This is a genomic window from Leucobacter sp. USHLN154, assembly GCF_037145595.1.
GTDB classification, from domain to species: Bacteria; Actinomycetota; Actinomycetes; order Actinomycetales; family Microbacteriaceae; genus Leucobacter; species Leucobacter alluvii.
In genome coordinates this window covers 314616-336170 of record NZ_JBBCXF010000005.1, presented here as the reverse complement: position 1 = coordinate 336170, position 21555 = coordinate 314616, and the positions used below count along the sequence as shown (strand labels likewise).

The following is a 21555-nucleotide window of genomic DNA, read 5'->3' as shown; positions in this document are numbered from 1 at the left end:
TGTGAAGACGCTTCGTGCCTAGGCGCCCGCTGCCGATAGCGCTGCCTGTATCTCCGAAGTTCGTCGTTCACGACTACCCGCGACGCGGTCCGCACCCGTCGTACTCGGGGTTCCAATTGTGCGTCTCAAGGGTTGAGCAACGAGATCAAGAACTTCGGCACTGGCTTAGCAGCCACGACAAGCGCGTCCGTTGTCCTTTCGCGCGGCGTGGCTGCTGATCTGACCGCTCAACAGTGTCGTACCTGTCGAGGCTTGTGACGCTGAACGGCGAAACGTGGAAGGCCCCGTTCAGACCAGTCACGAGCCACTCCAGGAGAACTGAAGAAACCAACCGAATGGGACTAGATGGCAGATCGCATGCAAATTCGACGCGATGAGCTAAGAGCAAGCGTCACTAAAGCTCAGTAACCCATGACAGGCGCACTCGGCAGCACGTCAGGGCCCTGCTCTGCGGGCATGTAGCTGCCCTCGATCAGGGTTGCAGGATCGACTCTGAGTGCCGCTGCGGCGATCTGGCGATCGCGTTCCCGGTTCCGGGCATGCGCGTGCTCACGGCCGAGCGGCTCGTCGGTATCGATGCCGTACAGGTCGCGGAAGCAGGCGACGGTGACGGCGCGCCTGCGCCATTCTGTTTCGGCGTCCGGGAGCTGCTCGCCGAGCGCTTCGAGCCACGATGCGCAGCGAATGAACATGCCACCGCTGCAGGGCTTTGAGAAGCAGATCCCGTACGGCACCGAACTGCGCTACGACGCGCTGCGGCTCTTGTACGAGGAGCTCGTGCAGTCGGAACGGATGACTGAGGACGAGTACGACGAGAAGGTCACGACGCTCGCGCGCCGGATCAATCGGGCAAAGTTCTGGATCGAGCACAAGGAATCGTCCGTCGACGACTTCCTCCTGGACCTCACGGACCCCGGCGATCAGAACATCGGCACGGAGAACCCGTACTAGAGAGCGCTAAGCCACTCTCGGAGCTGACAGGGCGCCCTGCCGCGGTAATCACCGTGGCAGGGCGCTCTGCTGTGAGGGGGTGCCCACCCGGTGGGCACTCCACTTCGGGAGATACGACTCTCGGCATTAGTTTCGGCCCCGAATGGCGGAGTCGAGTGCGTTCATCAGCTGTGATAGCCGGGAGCTACCAGGCGACGCAGCCGGATATCGACGAAGTATCTCGATCAGTTGTGGAGTCGCTCGACCGGCCAGAACTCCAACCGTATTGACGTCCGTCGTTCCTGTTCTCAGCTCGGTCACCCGTGCGGCGCAGGCGGCGGCGCGGAGTATGTGGCCGACCTGCGATGCTTTCGCGATTGGGTGGAGGTAAGCTGCTGCCGCGGCGTCGCCGCAAGCGAGTGCCGCGAGCTGGGCCGACTCATCGGAGACACCTTTAGCGGCGCGGTGCGACGCGAAGGCGGCCGTGCGTTGCAGGTTCGAGCGTGGAGCTCCGTCGGCAAATGTGCGTGCCGCGTCGATCGCCTCGCGGGGCCGTGAGTCTTCAGGGGCGACGGCTTCAAAGTAGGGAAGTAGCTCCTGAGCGCAGTCGGAGGCGAACCTGACGACAACTCGCAGCTCGTCCGTTGTCAGATCAAAGTCTCCCGCTCCCATGTCTCCATTGTCGCGCGCATTTGCGGGTTACTCGTCGTTGGCCCAGTTACCTACGAACGCATTCATCGTGTAGCCCGTATAGCTCACCTGGGTGCGCTGGAACGTGCGTGTGTAGAGCTCGGCAGCCTCGTCCGCCGCTTTCCTGTTGTCGAACACTCCGATGACGGGGTGGTCGAGCTCTCCTTCGAGCGTCAGTATCCATACTTCGTTCTCAGACGATTGGGACGAGGTCATCGTTCTTCCTTTCAGTGTCAGTCGATGCGCTGCCAGCCAGGGATCATCGCGCCTGCAGGGATCGGGCACGCGACCTTTGCGGCCTCCCTCGTGGGTGCTTCAGCTGTGGTCTCACCAGGCTCTCTCACAGCAGTTGGTACAGACATTCGTAAGGCGTACCGTCGTCGTAGACGTCCCATGCTTTCACCCATGCTTCGACGGGTCGACCGTGAGCGTTGTCGCTGATCCATCTCAACAGCTCATGAATATTTGCAACGTCAACGAGCTCGTGCTCGGCTTCAAGGTTCGTCCACGGTGCGGGATGTTCGGGACCGGCGGTGAAGGTGACTCGATAAATCGGGTTCGGATCAGAAGTCTCAATGAACTCGTGTCGTTCCACGTATCGAACTTTCATGTGGTCCTCCCTTTCCAGGTTGTCCATAAACACCTTGCGATTTGACGGTCGAAGTCTCTCGGGAAGTAGCCCACCTTGCTCGATCGCCTGCTTGGACGACGAGCCGTCGTTCTGTGACCGCCTTGAAGAGGCCGCGATCTCAGATTGCGTGCACTAACCGATGCGCTGCCAGCCCAGGATCATCGCGCCTGCAGGGATCAGGCACGCGATCTTCGCAGCCTCCCACGTGGATGCTTCAGCTCCCTCAATGAGCTCGCTCGCGAAGTTGTCAGACTTTCGGAGGTGACGTTGGTCCTGAGCGATGGTGGCGGCGTTGGGGTAGATGAGAGCTGCAGCACGCATACGCTCAGGATAGATGCCTGCCTATAGATCAGCGCACCCTGGCACGGTGTGAAGCGGGCCAGGGTGCTCTGAAGCATGATGATCGCTGTTCTCAGTACGTCGGCCCCGCCGACTGCGCCTGCTGCTGGTGCTGCGATGCCTGCGCGGGGGCGCGGAGCGCATCGTGAGTGGACTGTTCGCGGGCGCGGTGATTCACCCAGTCGGCCATGAATTCGATGAGCGCTTCAACTTCGTCCACATCGTATGTGCGCGTCCCTCGCAGCTCCCACCGGGCATCACGATGAGCTCGGGTATAGCGATCGATCTTCCACGAATTCGGTACCCGGTCCGGGTCTGAGGAATCAGTGCCGACGTACTGCTCAGTGAGGGCAAGACACTGATCCCCCGCGGTGTTCTCGATCACATAGTGGCCGGCGCCGAATGTGTCGGGATCATCTTCGTGCATTGAGACGGCGCTCTCGTGTCGCGCGGTGATGACGCGGAGCGATTGATCGAGCAGCATCATCGCGGCCTCCCGCGTTTGCCGCTGACTGCTGGTCTCGAAGCCGAGTTCGACGTCCTGGTGCTCGTCGACGCGGAGGATGTAGCCGGACTCGGTCTTCTGCACCCATCCGGTGAATACCGTGTCACCGAATTCATCGGTGAAATCGACCTTGCCGTAGTCGTCCGAGGCGGCGCCGGCGCCAGTCGACCAGGGCTTGGGTTCGAGCCGGTATCCGGAGTCAAAGGCGTTCACGTTTTCGGGCATCTGCATCTCCTTGCTGGAGGTACTCCCCCGGTGTCGATCCGCTACACGGGATCTCGGGGCTCACCACCTAGACGCAGTACTCAGCGCACTTCCCCATCACGATCCGCCTCGAGCTATTCAGCACAGCTCGCGACGTCCAACAGGCCAGTCGAGCAGCCACTCAGCCTGCTCACTTCGTGGGGGTGCAGCGCGCGGGTCGACAACCGGACCAGACGCTGGCCAGAAACGAAGTACCCCTACCCCTCGTCACCATCCAGATCGCGCCCAGGCTCTCACCACCCGGCCAGGACTTCCCACGGAAGAAAGCTGGAGTGACCGCGCAGGCGCTGAGCACCGACCGGATTCTCTACGACGTCGAACAGGCCCGTGGCGACGTCAGGCATTTGCGACCTCTTCGGCATCGACACTGAAACCATGCTGCGCTACTCAGCCATGACCCTCGAACCATCCCGTCCGGTCGAACCGCCGATCGCGGCGAGTCGCCGCTGACCGCGCACCCCGAGCGCACACCGCGATTGAACAGCGGATGAACACTCGCTCCAACACCTGCCCCGGCCTTGCGCGCCTGTTTCAATGAATGTCAATATAGAGACATGTCGATGCAAGTGGTGGAGTTGGTGATCGTCGGGTCTGGCCCTGCGGGGTACACGGCGGCGATCTACGCGGCACGGGCGGGGCTGGCCCCGGTCGTGGTGGCGGGGTCGGTGACCGCCGGTGGGGCGTTGATGACGACGACGGAGGTGGAGAACTTCCCCGGCTTCATCGATGGTGTGCAGGGGCCGGAGTTGATGGCGTCGATGCGGGCGCAGGCAGAACGGTTCGGCGCGCGCATCCTGATGGATGACGCGACCGGTCTGGACCTGACCGGCCCGGTGAAGACGATCACGACCGGCAGCGGTGATACCTACCGGGCGAAAGCGGTGGTCCTGACGATGGGGTCCGCCTACCGCAAGCTCGACCTTCCCGAGGAGGAGCGCTTGTCAGGGCACGGGGTCTCGTGGTGCGCGACGTGCGACGGGTTCTTCTTCCGCGACCAGGAGATCGCTGTGGTCGGCGGTGGGGATTCCGCGATGGAGGAGGCCCTGTTCCTGACGCGGTTCGCGTCGAAGGTCACACTCGTGCACCGTCGCGATGTGTTCCGAGCGTCGAAGATCATGGCCGAGCGGGTTCTGGCCGATCCGAAGATCGAGATCGCCTGGAACAGCGAGGTCGCCCGGATCCTCGGCGGCGAACGGGTGACCGGGCTGCGGCTACGCGATACGGTCACCGGTGCCGAACGGGCACTGGAGGCGACCGGGGTGTTCGTCGCGATCGGGCATGACCCGCGCTCCGAGCTCATCACCGGGCAGGTCGACACTGATCCGGACGGGTATGTGCGGGTCGCGCACCCGTCGACGGCCACGAACCTGCCGGGCGTGTTCGCAGCCGGTGATCTGGTCGATCACACGTACCGGCAGGCGATCACGGCCGCGGGCACCGGGTGCGCCGCAGCGCAGGACGCCCAGCACTATCTCTCTCATCTCGCCCCCGCCGCCCAGCCGGCGCCCGTTCTGGAGGTCTCCGCATGAACACTGTCACCCCTGTCACCGACGCGACGTTCCAGAGCGAGATGGTCGGGGCCGAGCTGCCGGTCGTGGTGGACATCTGGGCGGCCTGGTGCGGACCGTGCAAGGCGATCGCCCCGATCCTCGATCAACTCGCCGAGGAGTACGCGGGTCGGGTGAAAATCGTGAAGATCAACGCCGACCAGAATCCGGAGGCCGTGACCGCGGCCGGGGTCACCTCGATCCCAACGCTCGGGTTCTACCGGGCCGGGGAACGGTTGGACATGCTCATCGGCGCGCACCCGAAGCCCGTCTACGCCGCGAAGATCGAGGAGCTGCTCGCATGACACAAACGCACATTGCCCCTGTCACGGCGACCCCGAAGCGGCTGTCCACGCTGGACAAGTGGCTGCCTGCGTGGATCGGGCTCGCGATGATCGCGGGTCTGCTGCTGGGCCGCTTCGTTCCCGCGCTCTCCGACGCGCTGTCCGCGATGGAGGTCGGCGGGATCTCCGTGCCGATCGGACTGGGCCTGTTGGTGATGATGTACCCGGTGCTCGCGAAGGTCCGCTACGACAAAGTCGCGGCCGTCACTGGCGACAAGCGCCTGCTCGTCTCCTCGTTGCTGCTGAACTGGATCGCGGGCCCCGCGGTCATGTTCGCCCTCGCCTGGATCTTCCTGCCCGACCTCCCCGAGTACCGCACCGGCCTGATCATCGTCGGCTTGGCCCGGTGCATCGCGATGGTCGTGATCTGGAACGACCTCGCCTGCGGCGACCGCGAAGCGACCGCGGTGCTCGTCGCGGTCAACTCCGTGTTCCAGGTCGTGATGTTCTCCGTGCTGGGCTGGTTCTACCTCACCGTGCTGCCCGGCTGGCTGGGCCTCGACACGCAGGGGCTGGAGATCTCGGTGTGGCAGATCGCGCTCAACGTGCTCGTGTTCCTCGGCGTCCCGCTCATCGCCGGGTTCGCCTCCCGCTGGATCGGTGAGAAGCGCCGAGGCCGGGAATGGTACGAGGAGACGTTCCTGCCCCGGGTCGGGCCGTGGGCGCTGTACGGGCTGCTGTTCACGATCGTGCTGCTGTTCGCCCTCCAGGGCGACGCGATCACCCAGAACCCCCTCGACGTCGCCCGGATCGCGCTGCCGCTGCTGGCATACTTCGCCCTCATGTGGTTCGCCGGGCTCTTGCTCGGCAAGGCGCTCGGGCTCGGGTATGCGCGGTCGACGACGCTGGCGTTCACGGCGGCGGGCAACAACTTCGAGCTCGCTATCGCGGTCGCGATCGGCACCTTCGGCGCCGCGAGCGGGCAGGCGCTCGCAGGTGTCGTCGGCCCACTGATCGAGGTGCCCGTGCTCGTCGGTCTCGTCTACGTCTCCCTGTGGGCTGCGAAAGCCTGGTTCCACACCGACCCCTACACGTCGACCGCTGTGCCGACTGGATCGAGGACCTCATGACCGACACCCTGCTGCTGAATGATGCGGAGGCGTGCGCGCCGTCGGTGAAGCACGCGATCGGGACCGAAGCAGCCGCCGCGGTGGCGGGCGCGATGAAGGCGCTGGCCGACCCGCTGCGGCTGCGGATGCTCTCCGCGATCGCGTCCGACCCGCGCGGCGAGTCGTGCGTGTGCGACCTCGCCGAACTCGCCGACGTATCACAACCCACCGTCTCCCACCATCTCAAAGTCCTCAAAGACACCGGGCTGCTCACCGCCGCCAGGCGCGGCACCTGGGTCTGGTACCGCATCGTCCCCGCCCGCCGTGCCGCCGTCACCGCGTTGCTCGACGTCTTCGCCCCCGCCACCGTCCTCGGCACCCCCGATCACGAGGACGCCGGGCGGGCAGAGGCGCTGCGCGACATGGACGCCCGCGTCACCCGCCTCGCCGAGGAACTCGCGGACGAGCTCACTGGCCTGAACCGGGACCTGGTGATCGCGATCGTCCGCGAGTCCTACGCTGGCCTCGTCCGCTCCGCGAAAGTGACCCGGCACATGATCCCGCTCACCGAGCGGTTCGCGAGGCAGCGGCTGGCCGATCTCACCCGGGACCACGCGGCGGGAACACCGCAGGTGTTGTTCGTATGCGTGCAGAACGCCGGCCGCTCCCAGCTCGCCGCCGCCCTGGTCAACCAGTTCGCTGCCGGCACCGTGATCGCACGCTCGGCGGGGTCGTCCCCCGCGGCCGACGTGCACCCGCATGTGCGGTCTCTTCTGACCGAGATCGAGGGCGAGCCGGAGGCTGGGGCGGCGTTCCCGAAGCCGCTCACCGACGACGCTGTGCGTGCCGCCGACGTGGTGATCACGATGGGGTGCGGGGACGTGTGCCCGATCATCCCGGGCGTCCGCTACGAGGACTGGGCCGTGGGCGACCCTGCCCTCGCCTCCCCGGAGGGGGTCGCGGCGATCCGCGACGACATCGAAGCCCGCGTCCGCGCACTACTCACGACCCTCACCATCGGAACGAAAGAAGCGAACTGAACATGCCTGATCAGAAGCCCTCCGTGCTATTCGTCTGCGTCCACAACGCCGGCCGTTCCCAGATCGCCGCGGGCTACCTCCGCCATCTCGCAGGAGGTCGGGTCGAGGTGCGCTCGGCCGGGTCGATGCCCGCAGAGCAGATCAACCCGGTCGCCGTCGAGGCCATGGCAGAGGCGGGCATCGACATCACCGCTGAGCAGCCCAAGGTCCTCACCACGGAGGCCGTGCAGGACTCCGACGTGGTGATCACGATGGGCTGCGGCGACGCCTGCCCGTTCTTCCCCGGCAAACGGTACGAGGACTGGAAGCTCGACGACCCCGCCGGGCAAGGCATCGACGCTGTCCGCCCGATCCGCGACGACATCAAGCACCGCATTGAGACGCTGCTCGCTGAACTCCTCGACTGAACGGGGTGCCGAACGATTGAGGGGCAGGAACCAGTCGGTTCCTGCCCCTCGTGCTACCTACTGCTCAGTGAACTTGAGGGGGCCGCACCGAACTGGATGAGCTGCGGTATTTCGCGGGATATGCAATCGGGACGAACACCAGCTCAGAAGGCGAGAAAATTCCCTCGAGTTCTTCGACGAACTTCTGCCCTTCATCCTCCGAGGAGAAAACACCCAAAAGGTGGTCATCCCATTCCTCTGTCGACTACAGGATCCACACCCCTGGCTTCGATGTCTGATCGCCCATACTGCTGCCCTTTGCTTTTCAGGTTGGCTACTCCACTGCGCAGCACACGTGATGATTCAATCAGCCCACAAGGCCGGCGATTTTGTCGGGCCGAAACCCACTCCAGTTATCGTCATCGGTAACCACGACCGGGGCTTGCATGTAACCCAACTCCTTGACCTTCTGGAGTGCGGCCTCGTCAGTCGAGAGATCCACGACGTCGTAGACGATCCCACTACTGCCGAGAGCGCGATAGGTCGCGGTGCACTGCACGCAGCTGGGCTTCGTGTACACAGTGATGGTGTTCATGGTGTGCCTCCTGTGACCTAGATGCGGTACCCCGCGCTGTTCGTGATTTCCTCCCTCACGTTTTTTGCCGTGAAGGCACGTATGTGCCTGCGAAGGCGCGCAGCGTGGAGCGTGACCGGAGGGGCACCCCTGCGTGGCGCAGACACGCGAGGGTGTACCGTCAAGCAACGCCGCGAAGCGGGGGTGCGGCCGGTTGGGTGGAACGCGAAGTGGCCGTATGCTGCCGAAGGCTTCACTGCAAAAACGGGGCGTAGCCCGAGAAGAAAAGAGCTGGCCTCCGTGCCGGCTCCTCCAGGCGCACGACGTGCGCTCTAATCGATGAAGGGTGAACGTGAAGAGGTTGTTCAGCGTGCTGATCGCGATCGGCATGGTCGTGGCGGCCACCTACGTTGCTCTCGTGATTCACGCGGACACGACGTGCCACCTCCCTGAGAAGTTCTGCGTCGAGGAAGTTGCCTGGCTCGATTAGCTCATCGGTTTCGCACCGTCTTTTTTGCTCGGTTCTGCTTCGAGGTGACGGTAGAGCGTTGCGCGGCTGACGCCGAAGGTGTCTGCGACTTCTTGGACGGTGCGATCGCCGGCGTCCTACACCGCACGCGTGGGTTGATCCGAGTGTCCGTTGGCCTTGCCTTGACAGGGCATCAGGCCGGCCCATACGGTCGTATTGTACATTCGTATCGAGAAGAGGAAAACTATGAGCAAGCACGCGTGGGCACTCGTTGTCGGTATAGTCATGATCGTCGGGGGGCTGGTGATGTTCTTCGCTTTCCTTGAGGTCGAAACCCCGGTTATCGGCTTGCGACAAGTCGGCCTGGTACTCGCAGTGCTCGGCTTGATCGAGATCGTGGCGACCACGTGGTCGATGGTCGGGTCGCGACGAACACGAGACTGATGACAGTCCCCCACTTACTCGACGGCGTGCTGACTGTGCTCGCCGAACGAGGCGTCGGAGCCCTCAGCGTCCGTACGGTTGCCGCGGCGGCGCGTGTATCCCCAGCCCAAGTGCAGTATTACTACCGAACGAAAAGCGAATTGGTGCGGGCCGGTTTCGATTACGCGGGAGAGCAGTTTCTCGCGGACGTGGTCGCCGCGCAGCCCGTCACACTCATGGACTTCGTGCAGCAGTGGCTCCCCCTGGACGATCGACGCGAGCGCCGCGCTCGAGTCTGGCTCGCCTACGCCGCGATCTCAGCTGCCGACCCGGAGCTCGCCGCCGCCTCGGCTGAACTCGATGAAGAACTTCGGCGATGGTTCATCAGCCGTAACCTCTCAGACCATGCTGCATCGCAACTCTTCGCAATGATCGACGGAGTCACGGTGCAGTGCCTCATGCTGCCCCAATCAGAACGCCGTCCGCTCATTGAGCGCACACTTATACCCTTCATATCGGGTATCGAGTCGAACCCCTAACGCGCATCCCCGCTCTATTGGATTGCTACCAACGATGTGACCGCCCATTTTCATCGTTCGGGAATAAGGCACGATAACCCGAGTAGATCGGTTCGCGCGCAAGCAAGATGCCAAAGAGAGTACTTTCACTTTACGTATGATAAAGTGCTTTCATGTCCACGAATTATATCTCTACAGATGACGCGCGCACGCTGGTGGTCGCCAGCGAGAAGGCTGCACGAGATGCGCGGCGAGCAACGCTCTGGTTCCGAGTTTTCGTTTCCCTTCAGGCGGCATATACGCTGGCTTTCACGCTGTCGATCGATGTTGCTGGAGTGCCCTACTGGCAAGCGTTCGCTCCCCTCGTTGTGGCGACAATCTCGATATGGATGATCGCGTTCCGTTATCGCCAGTCAGTGCCCCGCAATGGGCTGCGCAACATGGGGATCGCGTTGGCCACCTGGTTCGCGCTGTACACCTTGATGCTCGACCCGGCGCTGCAACTCTTCGGGTTGTCTTCACCGTGGTGGTGGGTAGCGGCCGGCATGATTGCGATCACTCCAATGCTCGCGTGCCTTCTCCCGAGCTCACGACGATGAGCCACCCACGAAAAGACATCGACGCGCTCATTCACTCCCCCGTAAGGTTCTCGTTGCTCGCAGCACTGGCAAAGCTGGAAGACGCGGACTTTCGGTATCTCGCGAATCTTCTCGAGGTGAGCGATTCCACGCTCTCCCAGACCCTCACCACACTTGAGGCCGCGCACCTCGTGACGGTGCGCAAAGAACCATCCGGTAGGCGTACGAAAACCTGGGTTGCCATCACGGATGCTGGACGAGCAGCATTCGCCCAGCACTTAGCCACCCTGCAAGCCATCATCGAGGCCGGCGGTCAGCAACACGACGGTGGATCGCAAAGGAGTAAGCCATGACGATTCCGATCCTGCATGCGGACACGGGGGACCTTGAGGCCGCGTCAGAAACCCTCGCTGCCGCGTTCGAGGACTACGCCTGGACGAGATACGTGATCCCAACCACCGACTATGCTGCGCGTTTGCTCACGCTCCAGCGGTTGTACCTCGACTACGCCCATCAGCACGGCATTGTTGGAGTGACCGCTACTGGTGACGGGGTCATCGCGCTCATCCCTCCCACCGCCCCAGCACCCGAAGAGCACACGGTCGAGCAGATCATTGCCTTACACGGTGACCGCCTCGACCGACTCAGTCAGTCGGAGCCACCTGCGGGCGCCTGGCGACTCGAGACACTGGGCGTGAGGCCAGAGCAGCAAGGACAGGGACGAGCATCAGCACTACTCGCGTTCGGAGTCGACGCGGTCCGCGCCCGTGGCGGATCCACCATCGCCCTTGAAACCTCCGACCGGCGAAACGTCCGCCTTTACGAGAGGTACGGCTTCAGCATCACCGAGAGTGCAGAAAGTACCTCTCGTCCACCGGTCTGGAAGATGACCGCCTCACTTCAATAGGGACCCCACTGGGGGTCGCATTGAGTTCCCGCTCTGTGCACATTATCGCGCCAGCAATTCTCGATTGCCGTTCCCGTCAGACGCCCTTCTAAGCGTCGCATCAGACACCCCACACCTCACCAGATATAGCCCCCCCCCCCCGGACGCGGACCGGTAACCCTGACAGACTCCGCAAATGGGGAACTTTATACACGGCGGTCGGCTCTACGAGTTCGAGGATCGACTGCTCACACACCTGCAGTTCGTAATCGGGCAGAAGCTCAAGAAGAAGGAGAGCTTCTTTCTCAGTTGGCAGAAACCGCATGATCGCGGCGACGGCCGTATGTACGTCTGGCTGTCGCCACACGCGACCATGGCGTTTCATTTCTCCGAAAGCCGAGAGCCAGAAATGAGTAAGGCTTGGGTGCGCGCATTGAACGCGCTCGCGTACACGCCGCGCGGGCTCATCGCAATCGACGAGGACGAAGCCGAAAGGTACGTCAAGAACAATCCCGACATAGCCTGAGTACAAGAGAACCGCCCCTCCGGAAGTCTCGGAAGGGGCGGTTCTGTCGTTCTCAGTCAAAGGTATGGGGTACACGGAGATCCGGAACGACGCCGCCATTATGAAACGGCGGACATGATCCACAAAAGGGGTTGACCCCGACGAGAGCGTGCTTTAGCCAGCCCGCGAAGGTTCGGTAGACGGACACGAATCCCGCTACTCACACTGATCGTTCAAGAGGTAGACCAAGAACGAGGAACAAGACGACCGATTTAGAAAGCCAAGATTACTCCTGGAGATCATTTAATCATCGAGATCTGTGGTTTTGATGAGCAGTCTTCCCTCCGAGTGGCAATATTGAGATGAACTCAGGAGGAAGCCATTAATACCGTAGTGTCTGACGAATCTGTTGCTTCTCAAGGATCAGAGATGCTCACCGCCGCACATCTGCTCCTAAATTCGGAACGAATTGCGAATGAACGAGAAATCTTGGTTTCCACTTGTCTTGAGTTCCTGTCGGCCGGGCCCGCGACGGTGCAGAGTATCCACGAAGGGGTGAATGATGTCTGGCCCGGATCGAGCGTCTCACTCGAACGGGTCGTCGCAGCTCTGGGACAAGCGTATATAAGCGGACTTGCCGGCGAACAGACCAATGGGTCAAATGTGGAGTGGGGCCTTACCCGATTAGGGCTCGAGGAGATTAGCGCCACCAAGGATTGGCACACTGACGCAATGAGTCGCTTTACAGATGAAGTGCACTCCCGTGCAATGTCTGACGTCACCACCCCTTCGAGAGAACAGTCCGACCTCTGGGCGAAAACTCTTATCGATGTCCTCCTAAAGGGCATCACTGGGAGTGAAGAGACCTATGACGGCTCAGTTAAGCGTGCACCGAGTGGCACCATCAAGCCAACGCAGTTAAGAGTCACTCAGATGGTTGAAGCACTTGACTCTCTGGGCGCACCACCTGGAACTCGAGATTTCCTTAGCGGCTGCCTCCTCGCAGCCTTAGATGGGACCGATCCGTTTGGGAACGAGATTGTGAACTATGTAGCCACGAGCTGCGTTTTGCATTCCATCATTGCGGGACGGTCGAGAGCTGCCGCACGTTCTGCATTAGGGACTCTCGAGGGACAACGAATTGTGCTCGACACGCCCAATCTGGTCGCGTACTTAGGTCCTGAAGGTGACCATTCCCGCTGCTGTCGTGGGCATCGTGCTCTCCAGCATCGTGGTGAATCGACTCGGCAAGGACATCGCCGACGATCCCGAGATCCAGGCGAAGATCGCAGCGGGCGACATCGCGGCTCCCCATGCCAACGCTCAGGCGGTGCGCGCCGAGGTGACGGTGACCACCGCCGGCCGCAACGCGGCGACCATCTTCCTGCTGGGAGTCGCAGCGATCGTCGTCTTCGGCCTCTTCAAAGGACTTCGCCCGCTCGACGCGGCGGGTGATCCGATCGCGATGACACCGATCATCGAGATCGTCATGTTCGTCGCTGGCACGTTGATCCTGCTGATCTCACGCCCGAAGGTGTCGGAGATTCCGACGATGACGGTCTTCAAGGCGGGCATGGTGTCGGCGATCGCCCTGTTCGGTCTCGCGTGGCTGACGGACACATTCCTCGGAGCGCACACCGAGCTCATCGCCGGTGGGGTCGGCGGTCTCGTGACGGCCGTCCCCTGGATCTTCGCGCTCGGCGTCTTCCTCGTATGCGTCCTCACGACGAGCCAGTCGACGGCGACACGGACCATCGTGCCGATCGGCCTCGCAGCCGGCATTCCACTGGGGCTGCTCTCAGGCATGTGGGCAGGAGCATTCGCCGGCATCTATCTGCTCCCGACGAACGGCTCGCAGATCGCGGCTGCGAACTTCGATGCTTCCGGCAGCACGAAGCTCGGCTCAAAGCTGGTCGACCACTCGTTCTTCGTCCCGACACTCGTGCTCGCGGCCACGACGATCGCCGCGGGAGCCGCCTTCGGGGCGCTGTGGGGTGGGTAGCGGCGATTCAATGACCAGAGCGCGCTATTGCACGTCTCGGAACGCGTCCCAGGAGCGCTTGCACGCGTAGGCGAGGGCGTCGATGTGCTCCCGGTTCTCGGTGACCCACTCGGTTCCCGGCTCATGCAAGATCTCCGTCGCCACGGCGCCGAGTAAGAACTCCCGCAGAAACTCCGCCTGCACCGCTCCCAACTGCAAGCTCGCCTCCCCCGCATCCTGCGCGAGCAGACGGAACTTCGCACCGTCGGCACGGATCTCCTGGCTGCCGAGGTACGGCTGATTCAAGAGCACGGCAGCCGGGTCAGCACTCTCGAAGCCTTCGCGATGGGCAGCAGCGAGATCTCGCAGCGCCTCGGGCCGCATCGTAGGCGGATCTTCAGGATCGCGCTCCTCTCCGTCATGGTCGCCCCGATTCGAGAGGGCGACGATGGCCGGAAGGCGGTCCTGCTCGGCGCGCGGCACCGACACGGCGCCCTCCCGCGTCGTCGTCGTGTTCATCGTGTCGTGAAACGACAATCGGGTGAAGGATCCGCCGTGCGCGAGCCCGTGGGCCAGGAACAGGTCGGTGAGCTCGTCGCGGGTACGCTCGTAGACGCCGAGTCCCTGCTCAGCAGCCGAGTCGAACGCCTCGACCAGCCGCTGCACCTCGGCATCGGTCTCGGGAATCTGAAGAATCGGAAAGAACGAGAAGGTGACGGGTCGTATCGCGTCGACACCCGTGAGGTCGACCCGCTGCCACGGTCCCGCCTTGCGCACGCGCTCGATCGCCGTTGTGAGGTCCGCGCGGATGTCTGAGGGCTTCGGGCGATTCGGATCCCGCACGAGTCTCGGATGCGGGTTCACCACAGCGACGATTCGCGGATCGATCTCGGCCCATCGCCGCACCACCGCCGCCGTCGACACGTCGCTGAAGTCGTACTGGAGGCGACGCGTGAGCTCCGGTGAGAGGAACTCGGCGACCTCCTCGGGGATCGCCGCACCCGCATGCGGAGCGCTCACCAGCACATCGGCTTCGACGACCGCCTGTTCCAGGGTTCGGGTGTCGGGGTCGGCGTAGTGGGTGATCTGCTCCGACGTGTACACGGTGCCGGCCGGGATGAGATCGAGATCACTGGCGGTCATGTGCCCAGGGTATCCCCGCGGTTGTCAGCTGACTAGATGGGGCGTGCGAGATCGCGGTTAAGCTGGAGGCAGCGATCCACGCGGGCGAACACAGTCTCGCGATCCGACGCGCAGGCGGTCCGTGGATCGGGACGTAGAGGAGCAACACATGGCATTTGCAGACAAGGTTGCGATCGTTACGGGTGGCGGATCCGGCATTGGAGAGGCCACCGCGAAGGAGCTTGCCGCGCACGGCGTGAAGGTCGTCATCACGGACATCAAGCTCGACGCGGCTCAGCGCGTCGCCGACGAGATCACGGCCGCTGACGGGACCGCGGTGGCGATCCAGGGCGACACCGCGAACGCTGAAGACAGCCGCAAGGCGGTGGAGTTCACCGTCGAGACATACGGCAAGCTCAACTACGCATTCAACAACGCGGGCACCGGCGGACCCTCGGCACCGACCGGCGAACTCGACATCGAGGGGTGGGACACCGTGGTGGGGATCAACCTCAGCGGAGTCGCGTACGGTCTGCGCTACCAGATCCCGGCCATTCTGGAGGCAGGAGCGAGCGAGGGTGCGATCGTCAACATGGCGTCCATCCACGGCGCCGTCGCGGCACCCGGCAACTCCGCGTACACCGCTACGAAGCATGCGGTTGTCGGACTGACGAAGAACGCTGCAGCCGAGTACGGCCCGGCCGGCCTCCGCATCAACGCCGTCGGCCCCGGCTACATCGACACGCCGCTCCTCGCCGGAGCCCCGTCCGAGGTGAAGGACGGCCTCATCGCCAAGCACCCCCTCGGACGCCTTGGTCGCTCCGAGGAGATCGCGAAGGTCGTGCGGTTCCTGCTCTCAGACGACGCCTCGTTCGTCACCGGGGCCTACTACCTCATCGACGGCGGATACACGGCCGTCTAAGTTCGATGCGCGGTGCCCTCCGAGTCTTCGGAGGGCACCGCGATCATGAGCACCCGCCGACCGTAGCGGTCGAGGTCGAGCGACTCTTCGACGGCGACAAGTGCCCGCTGGAACGGTGTCGCGGGATCCCGCTCGGCGAATCCCATCGTTTGGTAGAACGGCGCGTTCCAAGGTACGTCGGCGTACGTGCGCAGCGACATCGTGGGGCAGCCCCGTTCGGCCGCCTCGCGCATCGCGGCGGTGACGAGCGCACGCCCGATGCCCTGCCTCGTGTGCGCAGGAGCGACTGAGAGCTGCTCCAGATGGCAGCCGTCCTCGGTCTCCAGCACGTGCACGAACCCGGCGACCGCTGCGTGCCCGGTTTCGGCCACCAGTATGTACCCCGGCTCGCGAATCCGGCTCTCCCCCGTTGGCGCCGGTTCCCAGCGCTCGGGTCGCAGCAGATCGATGAGGAGCTGATCCGCCGCGTTCTCGACCTTCTCGATCTCAGACAAATCCGGAGCATGCGCGAAGCGGATACTGAAGACCATGGGCCCAGCGTACGGCTTCTTCAGTCTGCGACGGTGATGCCGAGGTGCTGAGCGAATGCGCTCGTCAGGTCGACCGCCTGGGTGAAGGAGATGATGGTGCCGCGCATCGATTCGACACCGCTGACACTGCTGAGATCGAGTTCGCGGAGGTCGACATCGCGCAGTTGCGCGTGGTCGAGGCGGAGGGAGCGCACCGAGCATCCCGTGAACGCAATGCGCTCGGCCCGCGCTTCCGCCAGGTCGAGTTCCTCGATGACGCACTGCTCGAACTGCACGTCCCGCAACCTCGAGGCCCGCAGATTGACGAACGAGAGCTTGCTCTCCGAGATGTGCACGCTCTCGAGATCAGAGTCGTACATCTCGACCGCGCCGAACCGTGAGTTCGAAATGCGAACCTCACGCCACGCCGTGCGTCCGGCCCTCAGCACCGGCGCATTCGCGCGCTGGATTCGGGACTCGATGACGCGCGCTCCCAGCAACTGGGTCTCGTGAGCTTCGAGCCCGTCGAACTCGCACTCGGTGAACGCGACACCGGTGAGGTCGCGACCCGAGAGATCAGCGCGCTCGTAGCGGCTGGCCTCGTATGCACCCCGAGCGACGATGTGCTCCGCATCGGCGTCGACGAGATGACCCAGTACGAAGTCGGCGATTCGAGGTGAGGCGGTCTGGGAACGACGTGCGGGCCGCTCACCCGGCCCTCGACGCGCGCTCACTTGTTGCGCTCGGATTGGCGCACGTCGCGCGAACCGCCGACTTCTTCGGGGAGCTCGTCGATGGGAACGAGCACGATGTCTTGCACCTTCCAGTCGATGTCGATGCACCCGTCCCGCGCCTCCATCAGCTGGCGCAGCGAGGGCGACTCGTCCGGCTGGGGCACGATGAACGCTTCGACGTGGAACACATGCCCCTGATCGCGCACTCGGGATCCCACCTCGCTCGTCCACGGAAGACCACGCAGGTAGGCGTCGACTTTCTGGGCGACCGGATGCGGCTCGTCGTCGTCGAAGGTGGTCGCCCGCGTGTCCATCAAGTCGGTGATCGCGGCCCGCAGGTTCTTCATGCCGTCCCAGAGAATGCTGCCGGCGATGAAGAGCGCGGCCGCCGCGTCCGCCCACCATAGGCCGATCCCGATGCCGGCGACCCCCACGATGGACCCCGCAGCGGTCATCCAATCCGCCTTGTTCATGTCGGCGTCGGCGTAGAGCACTTTGTCGTGCAGCTCTCGGGCGAGCTTCATTTTCACGCGGCCGAAGTAGATCGGGAGCGGAATGGTGAGCGCCATCACGGCCATCATGAGCCATCCGAGCCAGATCGGCTGACCGAACAGCACGATCGTACCGATGGGAGGATGCTCCCCGCTGACCAGGCCGGTCAGCGAGTCGACGATGAGAAAGGCTCCCATCGCGAACAACGCGACGCCGGCAACCAGGTGCGCGACGCCGACGCTGCGGTGGAAACCGTAGGGATACTTCTCCGTCGGGCGCTTGTTCACGATGCGCACTGCGAGCAGAAACGCGATCGGTGGTGCCAGTGATAGAAGATCCTCGATCCAGGCCGCTTTCATCGCCTGCGAGCTCCCCATGACGAGGAACACGAGGGTGATCGCGACCGCGAGGAATGCGAGCGTGTACCACTCGAGGCGGATCGCACGACGAAGTGCGGCCTCCTGCGCCGGAGGAAGTTCGGTGCGCCCGAAGTGCGTCGTCACGGTGTCGCCCCCTCGGCCAGCAGGAACTCTTCGAGGGCCACGAGCAGCGCGTTCTCCCCCATGCGGACGGCCATCACGTGCTTCTCAGCGGTTCCGTCGCGCTCTTGCTCAGCATAGGGAACCGTGAGAGCCCCGAAATCGATCCACGGAGTCTCGTCGGTCAGTCCACCGATGACGATATCGAGTTCGCAGCGTTCGAGGGCCTTGAACAACTGCTCTTCGCCGTTCTCCGTCCATTCGATTTCGGCATCGATGCGCTCGGCGAACTTCTGCACGAGTTTCGGTTCGGTGCCGGCCGGGCTCGCATCGTCGAACGTCTCGACCCAGGGCGGACTGTCGGAGACGCCGACGCGGAGCGTTCCGTTGGTGGCGCGCTCGAGCGTCCCCTCCGGATCGGCGGGGAACGTGGATGAACAGCCCGTGAGGAGTGCCAGGCAGGCGACCGCTGCCAGGCTCAGAAATCTGCGCATACCCGACCATATTCAGATTCCTCCCGCGGTCTCAACTCGTTGCGCCGCGCGCCGGTTCGGTCTAGTCGATGTGTCCGATACGCCGAGGTCGACTGATCCGGGACACTGATGGACCCAGGTCGCACCTTTGCCCGACTAGGGCACTAAGATGCACTGTATGGATGTGACTGCAGAGTCCTTGGCGCGGGTGATCGGTGCGCGCGTCAAGCAGGAGCGAAACGGTCGGAGTTGGACGCTCGATCAACTCGCCGAGTTCGCCGGAGTGAGCCGTCGTATGCTCGTGAACGTCGAACAGGGTGCGGTGAACCCCAGTATCGGCACACTGCTGCGCTTGTCGGACGCGCTCGGCGTTGGCCTGCCAGACCTCGTCGAACCCCCGTCTCCGCGCACGGCGAGACACACGCGCAACGGCCAGGGCGCGGTGCTGTGGAACGGCGAATCCGGCGGCCGGGCGGTGCTCGTCGCCGGCACGGAGCCGCCGGACGTCATCGAACTCTGGGATTGGACGCTGGCGCCGCATGAGCGCCACGACAGCGAAGCCCACACGACGGGAACCCGCGAGTTGCTGCACGTGCAAGAAGGTGCACTCGCCGTCGAAGCGGATGGGATCACGTACGACCTGGCGACCGGGGATGCTCTGACCTTCCGAGGTGACGTGGTCCACGCCTACGTGAATTCGACGAGCGCTACCACCCGGTTCTCGCTCACGGTCTTCGAACCGGGTGTCGGATCCGCACACCGAGAGGAGTCCGCTCATGACTGAGACGATGAACGCCGCCGCATTCCTGGACGCGTGCGCCGTCGATCCCGACGTGCTTCTCCTGCGGCCGGACTACCGTGCGCTGCTGCTCGTGGTCGATGGCAGTGCCGCAGACGCGTTCGACCACAACGCTGATGCCGTCGACGCACTCGTGTCTGCGGCCGAGACGCGTGCGCGGGGTCTGCTCGCAGAACGCTCGGCAGATGAGCTGCCGCACGTCGCGTCCTGGAGAGACGCGTACCGCGCCTTCGGTGCGAAACCGCAGCGCACCAGAAACAGCCTCGAGGCACTCACACGCCGCGCCGAGCTCGCCCTGCCTCGCGTGAATGCACTCACCGACATCTCCAACGCGATCTCGGTCTTGCATCAGATTCCGCTCGGCGGAGAGGATCTCGACCGCTACCAGGGTCCGGCGAGGCTGATGCGCGCCGCGGGCACGGAAACCTTCGACACCGTCGTGAATGGCGAGACGATCCTCGAACACCCGGAGCCGGGCGAAGTCGTGTGGTGCGACACCGCTGGTGTGACCTGCCGTCGCTGGAACTGGCGACAGGGCCGACGCACGAGCCTCTCCAACGACACCCGCACGGCACTCTTCATCCTCGACGCCCTCGCGCCCGTCTCCGACGAGGCGCTGCATGCCGCCGGCGACGCCCTCGTCGAGGCCCTGTCGAGCGGTACGGGGAACGTACAGGTCTCGAAACGGCTGGTGGCTGCATGAATGCGCCCCGCACACCCAAGGGCATTCCGGCGTGGTCGATGGCCGTCGCAGCCATGCTGGCCGTGCAGCTGTCGAATGCTCTGTCCGTGCCGGTGATCGATCAGGTCGGCCCGGCCGGCACCGCGTGGCTCCGCATGTGTTTCGGTGCGGCATTCCTCTGGATGATCGCCCGCCCGGCGATCCGTTCGCTCCGCGCCCGCGATCTTCCCGCCCTCGTCGCCCTCGGTGTGGTGACCGGGTTCATGACTGCGTTCTTCCTCGCCGCCGTCGACCGCATTCCCCTCGGCACCGCCGTCGCCATCGAGTTCCTCGGACCGCTCACTGTCGCCGGCGTCATGAGCACGCAGCGCAAGGCCCTCGCCTGGCCACTCCTGGCGCTCATCGGCGTGGTGCTGCTGACTGAGCCCTGGCACGGAAGCATCGACCTCGCCGGTGTCGGTTTCGCCGCGGCAGCCGGAGCATGCTGGGCACTGTACAACGTGCTCACTCAGCACGTCGGGGACCGTTTCTCCGGAATCTCCGGGCTGTCGCTCACCATTCCGATCGCGGCACTCGCGATACTGCCGATCGGTCTCCCGCAGGTGGTCGGTGGCGAGTTCTCCTGGTGGGTGCTGGCAGCAGCGGCCGGGATCGCGCTCATCACACCGGTCATCGCATTCGGTCTCGAAATGCTCGCCCTCAAACGCATGACCCACACCGCATTCGGCACGCTGCTCTCCATCGAGCCCGCGTTCGGCATTCTCATCGGCCTCCTCGTGCTGGCGCAATCGCCGACGCCCATGCAGCTGGTCGGCATCGCGATCGTCATCATCGCGGGCGCCGCATCACAGCGGAACGGCCGACGAGACAACGCACCGGTTGCGACCCATCATTCCCCGACGACTGCTCAGGAGACACCATGACCGTCACGCCGAAATACAGTTCCACCTTCATCTTCGAGACGACCAACCTGACCGATGAATTCCACCGCATCGACAGCGAGATCGCCTCCCGGGCCCGCGAGATCCCCGGATTTCTCGGAGAGGAGACCTGGCACAACGAGGACACCGGACTGCACGCCGAGGTCTATTACTGGACGGACATGGATGCGCTCAAGCAGCTCATGGGCATGGACACGCACCGCCTCGCGAAGCAGCGCTACGGCGAGTGGCTCGGCGAGTACCGCGTCGTGATCTCCGAGGTGCAGTCGATCTACGGAAACCCCGCGCTCACCCTCGAGCATCAGCCCGAGTCGCAGCGCCACTGAGTCGCGGCCGTCGTCCCCCGCTGCACGCCGGTTCCGCACTCGCGCGCTGGCGCCAATGCGATCGACCTGCATACACTGGCTGTCCACCGTACTCGAGCGAAGGAGCTGGATCACATGACTACGAAGCCTCGGAAGACTCTGGCCGGTGTTGCGGCCACAATCGCACTCGCGGCCGGAGGCCTGTTCGCCGCCGCCACACCCGCACAGGCAGCGGGGTACTCGTACCTGTACCCGACGAACTTCACCTCGAAGGCGGCGTGCGACACGAAGCGCGTCACGATGAACTCCTCGTGGACCCGCGCGAGTCAGTGCTTCATCATGACGGATCGCGGAGTCATCGATTGGAAGTTCTCTGTCTCTGTGCGGGGCTACTGACCCCAGCCGCTACAGCGTTCAGAGCGTGTCAGTTCGACGGCG

General features: G+C 63.9%; 32 protein-coding genes and 1 pseudogene. 20 read left to right on the top strand and 13 right to left on the bottom strand.

The features are described 5' to 3' along the window. Nucleotides 1-401: 401 nt before the first annotated feature. The gene (locus tag WFH23_RS11395; RefSeq protein WP_336662593.1) at nt 402-692 is read right to left on the bottom strand and encodes a hypothetical protein; all 291 of its coding nucleotides are present in this window, start codon (nt 690-692) and stop codon (nt 402-404) included. On the opposite strand from WFH23_RS11395, the gene WFH23_RS11390 reads away from it, so the two are divergent. Further along, nucleotides 685-951: a hypothetical protein gene (locus tag WFH23_RS11390; RefSeq protein ID WP_336662592.1), complete on the top strand. Its 267-nt coding sequence runs from the start codon at nt 685-687 to the stop codon at nt 949-951. The genes WFH23_RS11395 and WFH23_RS11390 overlap by 8 nt on opposite strands. Nucleotides 952-1077: 126 nt before the next feature. Here WFH23_RS11390 and WFH23_RS11385 read toward each other — a convergent pair whose 3' ends face one another. From WFH23_RS11385 to WFH23_RS11365, 5 genes are all read right to left on the bottom strand, one after another. Beyond that, entirely contained in the window at nt 1078-1602 is a 525-nt protein-coding gene (locus WFH23_RS11385; RefSeq protein WP_336662591.1) for a putative immunity protein, read from the bottom strand. A gap of 27 nt (nt 1603-1629) precedes the next feature. Beyond that, the gene (locus tag WFH23_RS11380; protein ID WP_336662590.1) at nt 1630-1836 is read right to left on the bottom strand and encodes a hypothetical protein; all 207 of its coding nucleotides are present in this window, start codon (nt 1834-1836) and stop codon (nt 1630-1632) included. A 124-nt stretch (nt 1837-1960) separates the two neighbouring features. Then, entirely contained in the window at nt 1961-2257 is a 297-nt protein-coding gene (locus WFH23_RS11375; protein WP_336662589.1) for a hypothetical protein, read from the bottom strand. Between the two features lie 126 nt (nt 2258-2383). After that, on the bottom strand, nt 2384-2572 hold the full coding sequence (locus WFH23_RS11370; RefSeq protein WP_336662588.1) for a hypothetical protein: 189 nt from the start codon (nt 2570-2572) through the stop codon (nt 2384-2386). Between the two features lie 91 nt (nt 2573-2663). Then, the gene (locus WFH23_RS11365) at nt 2664-3320 is read right to left on the bottom strand and encodes a hypothetical protein (protein ID WP_336662587.1); all 657 of its coding nucleotides are present in this window, start codon (nt 3318-3320) and stop codon (nt 2664-2666) included. A gap of 593 nt (nt 3321-3913) precedes the next feature. Between WFH23_RS11365 and trxB the strand changes: the two genes are divergently transcribed. The 5 genes from trxB to WFH23_RS11340 are packed head-to-tail and all read left to right on the top strand — an operon-like array spanning nt 3914 to nt 7746. Further along, on the top strand, nt 3914-4888 hold the full coding sequence (gene trxB, locus WFH23_RS11360; RefSeq protein WP_336662586.1) for a thioredoxin-disulfide reductase: 975 nt from the start codon (nt 3914-3916) through the stop codon (nt 4886-4888). Beyond that, on the top strand, nt 4885-5211 hold the full coding sequence (gene trxA, locus WFH23_RS11355) for a thioredoxin (protein WP_336662585.1): 327 nt from the start codon (nt 4885-4887) through the stop codon (nt 5209-5211). Before trxB ends, trxA begins: the two co-directional genes overlap by 4 nt. Then, the gene (gene arsB / locus WFH23_RS11350) at nt 5208-6320 is read left to right on the top strand and encodes an ACR3 family arsenite efflux transporter (RefSeq protein WP_336662584.1); all 1113 of its coding nucleotides are present in this window, start codon (nt 5208-5210) and stop codon (nt 6318-6320) included. Before trxA ends, arsB begins: the two co-directional genes overlap by 4 nt. Next, complete coding sequence (locus tag WFH23_RS11345) at nt 6317-7339, top strand: metalloregulator ArsR/SmtB family transcription factor (protein WP_336662583.1); 1023 nt, start codon at nt 6317-6319, stop codon at nt 7337-7339. The genes arsB and WFH23_RS11345 overlap by 4 nt, the downstream gene beginning before the upstream one ends. Before the next feature lie 2 nt (nt 7340-7341). Further along, nucleotides 7342-7746 carry an arsenate reductase ArsC gene (locus WFH23_RS11340; protein ID WP_336662582.1) on the top strand — a complete coding sequence of 135 codons (405 nt, stop codon included), beginning with the start codon at nt 7342-7344 and terminating at the stop codon, nt 7744-7746. Between the two features lie 346 nt (nt 7747-8092). On the opposite strand, the gene nrdH is transcribed toward WFH23_RS11340, so the two are convergent. After that, a complete protein-coding gene (gene nrdH, locus WFH23_RS11335) occupies nt 8093-8320 on the bottom strand; it encodes a glutaredoxin-like protein NrdH (protein ID WP_336662581.1) in 228 nt (75 codons plus the stop codon). A gap of 331 nt (nt 8321-8651) precedes the next feature. On the opposite strand from nrdH, the gene WFH23_RS11330 reads away from it, so the two are divergent. Beyond that, nucleotides 8652-8789: a hypothetical protein gene (locus WFH23_RS11330; protein ID WP_336662580.1), complete on the top strand. Its 138-nt coding sequence runs from the start codon at nt 8652-8654 to the stop codon at nt 8787-8789. On the opposite strand, the pseudogene WFH23_RS11325 reads toward WFH23_RS11330, so the two are convergent. Further along, nucleotides 8786-8893 (bottom strand): annotated as a pseudogene (locus WFH23_RS11325) (helix-turn-helix domain-containing protein); the annotation flags it as partial. The gene WFH23_RS11330 and the pseudogene WFH23_RS11325 sit on opposite strands and share 4 nt — an antisense overlap. A 121-nt stretch (nt 8894-9014) precedes the next feature. Here WFH23_RS11325 and WFH23_RS11320 point away from each other — a divergent pair. The 7 genes from WFH23_RS11320 to WFH23_RS11290 all read left to right on the top strand — a co-directional run bounded on the left by WFH23_RS11320 (nt 9015) and on the right by WFH23_RS11290 (nt 13680). After that, nucleotides 9015-9212, top strand: coding sequence for a hypothetical protein (locus WFH23_RS11320; RefSeq protein WP_336662579.1), 198 nt, complete (start codon nt 9015-9017; stop codon nt 9210-9212). After that, complete coding sequence (locus WFH23_RS11315) at nt 9212-9730, top strand: TetR/AcrR family transcriptional regulator (RefSeq protein WP_336662578.1); 519 nt, start codon at nt 9212-9214, stop codon at nt 9728-9730. The genes WFH23_RS11320 and WFH23_RS11315 overlap by 1 nt, the downstream gene beginning before the upstream one ends. Before the next feature lie 152 nt (nt 9731-9882). Beyond that, entirely contained in the window at nt 9883-10308 is a 426-nt protein-coding gene (locus tag WFH23_RS11310) for a hypothetical protein (RefSeq protein ID WP_336662577.1), read from the top strand. Further along, nucleotides 10281-10640 carry a transcriptional regulator gene (locus WFH23_RS11305; RefSeq protein WP_336662576.1) on the top strand — a complete coding sequence of 120 codons (360 nt, stop codon included), beginning with the start codon at nt 10281-10283 and terminating at the stop codon, nt 10638-10640. The genes WFH23_RS11310 and WFH23_RS11305 overlap by 28 nt, the downstream gene beginning before the upstream one ends. Next, complete coding sequence (locus WFH23_RS11300; RefSeq protein ID WP_336662575.1) at nt 10637-11194, top strand: GNAT family N-acetyltransferase; 558 nt, start codon at nt 10637-10639, stop codon at nt 11192-11194. Before WFH23_RS11305 ends, WFH23_RS11300 begins: the two co-directional genes overlap by 4 nt. A 175-nt stretch (nt 11195-11369) precedes the next feature. Continuing rightward, on the top strand, nt 11370-11699 hold the full coding sequence (locus WFH23_RS11295) for a DUF7882 family protein (RefSeq protein ID WP_336662574.1): 330 nt from the start codon (nt 11370-11372) through the stop codon (nt 11697-11699). Nucleotides 11700-12864: 1165 nt separating this feature from the next. After that, nucleotides 12865-13680 (top strand): anaerobic C4-dicarboxylate transporter family protein, encoded by an 816-nt coding sequence (locus tag WFH23_RS11290; RefSeq protein WP_336662573.1) that lies wholly within the window; start codon nt 12865-12867, stop codon nt 13678-13680. A gap of 24 nt (nt 13681-13704) precedes the next feature. Here WFH23_RS11290 and WFH23_RS11285 read toward each other — a convergent pair whose 3' ends face one another. Beyond that, nucleotides 13705-14802: an N-formylglutamate amidohydrolase gene (locus WFH23_RS11285; RefSeq protein ID WP_336662572.1), complete on the bottom strand. Its 1098-nt coding sequence runs from the start codon at nt 14800-14802 to the stop codon at nt 13705-13707. A gap of 148 nt (nt 14803-14950) precedes the next feature. On the opposite strand from WFH23_RS11285, the gene WFH23_RS11280 reads away from it, so the two are divergent. Further along, entirely contained in the window at nt 14951-15703 is a 753-nt protein-coding gene (locus WFH23_RS11280; RefSeq protein WP_336662571.1) for an SDR family NAD(P)-dependent oxidoreductase, read from the top strand. On the opposite strand, the gene WFH23_RS11275 is transcribed toward WFH23_RS11280, so the two are convergent. From WFH23_RS11275 to WFH23_RS11260, 4 genes are read right to left on the bottom strand one after another with little or no spacing between them, the layout of a single operon-like run. After that, nucleotides 15700-16233: a GNAT family N-acetyltransferase gene (locus WFH23_RS11275; RefSeq protein ID WP_336662570.1), complete on the bottom strand. Its 534-nt coding sequence runs from the start codon at nt 16231-16233 to the stop codon at nt 15700-15702. The two genes, WFH23_RS11280 and WFH23_RS11275, sit on opposite strands and share 4 nt — an antisense overlap. A 20-nt stretch (nt 16234-16253) precedes the next feature. Continuing rightward, nucleotides 16254-16946 carry a pentapeptide repeat-containing protein gene (locus tag WFH23_RS11270; RefSeq protein ID WP_336662569.1) on the bottom strand — a complete coding sequence of 231 codons (693 nt, stop codon included), beginning with the start codon at nt 16944-16946 and terminating at the stop codon, nt 16254-16256. Beyond that, entirely contained in the window at nt 16943-17941 is a 999-nt protein-coding gene (locus tag WFH23_RS11265; RefSeq protein WP_336662568.1) for a cation diffusion facilitator family transporter, read from the bottom strand. Before WFH23_RS11265 ends, WFH23_RS11270 begins: the two co-directional genes overlap by 4 nt. Further along, nucleotides 17938-18411 carry a transporter substrate-binding domain-containing protein gene (locus WFH23_RS11260; RefSeq protein WP_336662566.1) on the bottom strand — a complete coding sequence of 158 codons (474 nt, stop codon included), beginning with the start codon at nt 18409-18411 and terminating at the stop codon, nt 17938-17940. The genes WFH23_RS11265 and WFH23_RS11260 overlap by 4 nt, the downstream gene beginning before the upstream one ends. Before the next feature lie 157 nt (nt 18412-18568). Between WFH23_RS11260 and WFH23_RS11255 the strand changes: the two genes are divergently transcribed. From WFH23_RS11255 to WFH23_RS11235, 5 genes are all read left to right on the top strand, one after another. Next, nucleotides 18569-19174, top strand: coding sequence for a helix-turn-helix domain-containing protein (locus WFH23_RS11255; protein ID WP_336662565.1), 606 nt, complete (start codon nt 18569-18571; stop codon nt 19172-19174). Then, on the top strand, nt 19167-19892 hold the full coding sequence (locus tag WFH23_RS11250; RefSeq protein ID WP_336662564.1) for a B3/B4 domain-containing protein: 726 nt from the start codon (nt 19167-19169) through the stop codon (nt 19890-19892). Before WFH23_RS11255 ends, WFH23_RS11250 begins: the two co-directional genes overlap by 8 nt. Beyond that, complete coding sequence (locus WFH23_RS11245; protein WP_336662563.1) at nt 19889-20794, top strand: EamA family transporter; 906 nt, start codon at nt 19889-19891, stop codon at nt 20792-20794. The genes WFH23_RS11250 and WFH23_RS11245 overlap by 4 nt, the downstream gene beginning before the upstream one ends. Next, nucleotides 20791-21138, top strand: coding sequence for an antibiotic biosynthesis monooxygenase family protein (locus tag WFH23_RS11240; RefSeq protein WP_336662562.1), 348 nt, complete (start codon nt 20791-20793; stop codon nt 21136-21138). Before WFH23_RS11245 ends, WFH23_RS11240 begins: the two co-directional genes overlap by 4 nt. Nucleotides 21139-21252: 114 nt before the next feature. Next, nucleotides 21253-21513, top strand: a complete 261-nt coding sequence (locus tag WFH23_RS11235; protein ID WP_090150503.1) for a hypothetical protein — start codon at nt 21253-21255, stop codon at nt 21511-21513. Nucleotides 21514-21555 lie beyond the last annotated feature (42 nt).

Coding starts and splice junctions, on each gene's coding strand:
- WFH23_RS11315 (WP_336662578.1), top strand. CDS start 9,212: ATGACAGTCCCCCACTTACTCGACGGCGTGCTGACTGTGCTCGCCGAA.
- WFH23_RS11255 (WP_336662565.1), top strand. CDS start 18,569: ATGGATGTGACTGCAGAGTCCTTGGCGCGGGTGATCGGTGCGCGCGTC.
- WFH23_RS11260 (WP_336662566.1), bottom strand. CDS start 18,411: ATGCGCAGATTTCTGAGCCTGGCAGCGGTCGCCTGCCTGGCACTCCTC.
- WFH23_RS11365 (WP_336662587.1), bottom strand. CDS start 3,320: ATGCCCGAAAACGTGAACGCCTTTGACTCCGGATACCGGCTCGAACCC.
- WFH23_RS11310 (WP_336662577.1), top strand. CDS start 9,883: ATGTCCACGAATTATATCTCTACAGATGACGCGCGCACGCTGGTGGTC.
- WFH23_RS11375 (WP_336662589.1), bottom strand. CDS start 2,257: ATGGACAACCTGGAAAGGGAGGACCACATGAAAGTTCGATACGTGGAA.
- WFH23_RS11275 (WP_336662570.1), bottom strand. CDS start 16,233: ATGGTCTTCAGTATCCGCTTCGCGCATGCTCCGGATTTGTCTGAGATC.
- WFH23_RS11250 (WP_336662564.1), top strand. CDS start 19,167: ATGACTGAGACGATGAACGCCGCCGCATTCCTGGACGCGTGCGCCGTC.
- WFH23_RS11370 (WP_336662588.1), bottom strand. CDS start 2,572: ATGCGTGCTGCAGCTCTCATCTACCCCAACGCCGCCACCATCGCTCAG.
- WFH23_RS11380 (WP_336662590.1), bottom strand. CDS start 1,836: ATGACCTCGTCCCAATCGTCTGAGAACGAAGTATGGATACTGACGCTC.
- trxA (WP_336662585.1), top strand. CDS start 4,885: ATGAACACTGTCACCCCTGTCACCGACGCGACGTTCCAGAGCGAGATG.
- WFH23_RS11240 (WP_336662562.1), top strand. CDS start 20,791: ATGACCGTCACGCCGAAATACAGTTCCACCTTCATCTTCGAGACGACC.
- WFH23_RS11245 (WP_336662563.1), top strand. CDS start 19,889: ATGAATGCGCCCCGCACACCCAAGGGCATTCCGGCGTGGTCGATGGCC.
- WFH23_RS11300 (WP_336662575.1), top strand. CDS start 10,637: ATGACGATTCCGATCCTGCATGCGGACACGGGGGACCTTGAGGCCGCG.
- WFH23_RS11280 (WP_336662571.1), top strand. CDS start 14,951: ATGGCATTTGCAGACAAGGTTGCGATCGTTACGGGTGGCGGATCCGGC.
- WFH23_RS11395 (WP_336662593.1), bottom strand. CDS start 692: ATGTTCATTCGCTGCGCATCGTGGCTCGAAGCGCTCGGCGAGCAGCTC.
- WFH23_RS11340 (WP_336662582.1), top strand. CDS start 7,342: ATGCCTGATCAGAAGCCCTCCGTGCTATTCGTCTGCGTCCACAACGCC.
- WFH23_RS11235 (WP_090150503.1), top strand. CDS start 21,253: ATGACTACGAAGCCTCGGAAGACTCTGGCCGGTGTTGCGGCCACAATC.
- WFH23_RS11390 (WP_336662592.1), top strand. CDS start 685: ATGAACATGCCACCGCTGCAGGGCTTTGAGAAGCAGATCCCGTACGGC.
- WFH23_RS11285 (WP_336662572.1), bottom strand. CDS start 14,802: ATGACCGCCAGTGATCTCGATCTCATCCCGGCCGGCACCGTGTACACG.
- WFH23_RS11320 (WP_336662579.1), top strand. CDS start 9,015: ATGAGCAAGCACGCGTGGGCACTCGTTGTCGGTATAGTCATGATCGTC.
- trxB (WP_336662586.1), top strand. CDS start 3,914: ATGTCGATGCAAGTGGTGGAGTTGGTGATCGTCGGGTCTGGCCCTGCG.
- arsB (WP_336662584.1), top strand. CDS start 5,208: ATGACACAAACGCACATTGCCCCTGTCACGGCGACCCCGAAGCGGCTG.
- WFH23_RS11345 (WP_336662583.1), top strand. CDS start 6,317: ATGACCGACACCCTGCTGCTGAATGATGCGGAGGCGTGCGCGCCGTCG.
- nrdH (WP_336662581.1), bottom strand. CDS start 8,320: ATGAACACCATCACTGTGTACACGAAGCCCAGCTGCGTGCAGTGCACC.
- WFH23_RS11385 (WP_336662591.1), bottom strand. CDS start 1,602: ATGGGAGCGGGAGACTTTGATCTGACAACGGACGAGCTGCGAGTTGTC.
- WFH23_RS11295 (WP_336662574.1), top strand. CDS start 11,370: ATGGGGAACTTTATACACGGCGGTCGGCTCTACGAGTTCGAGGATCGA.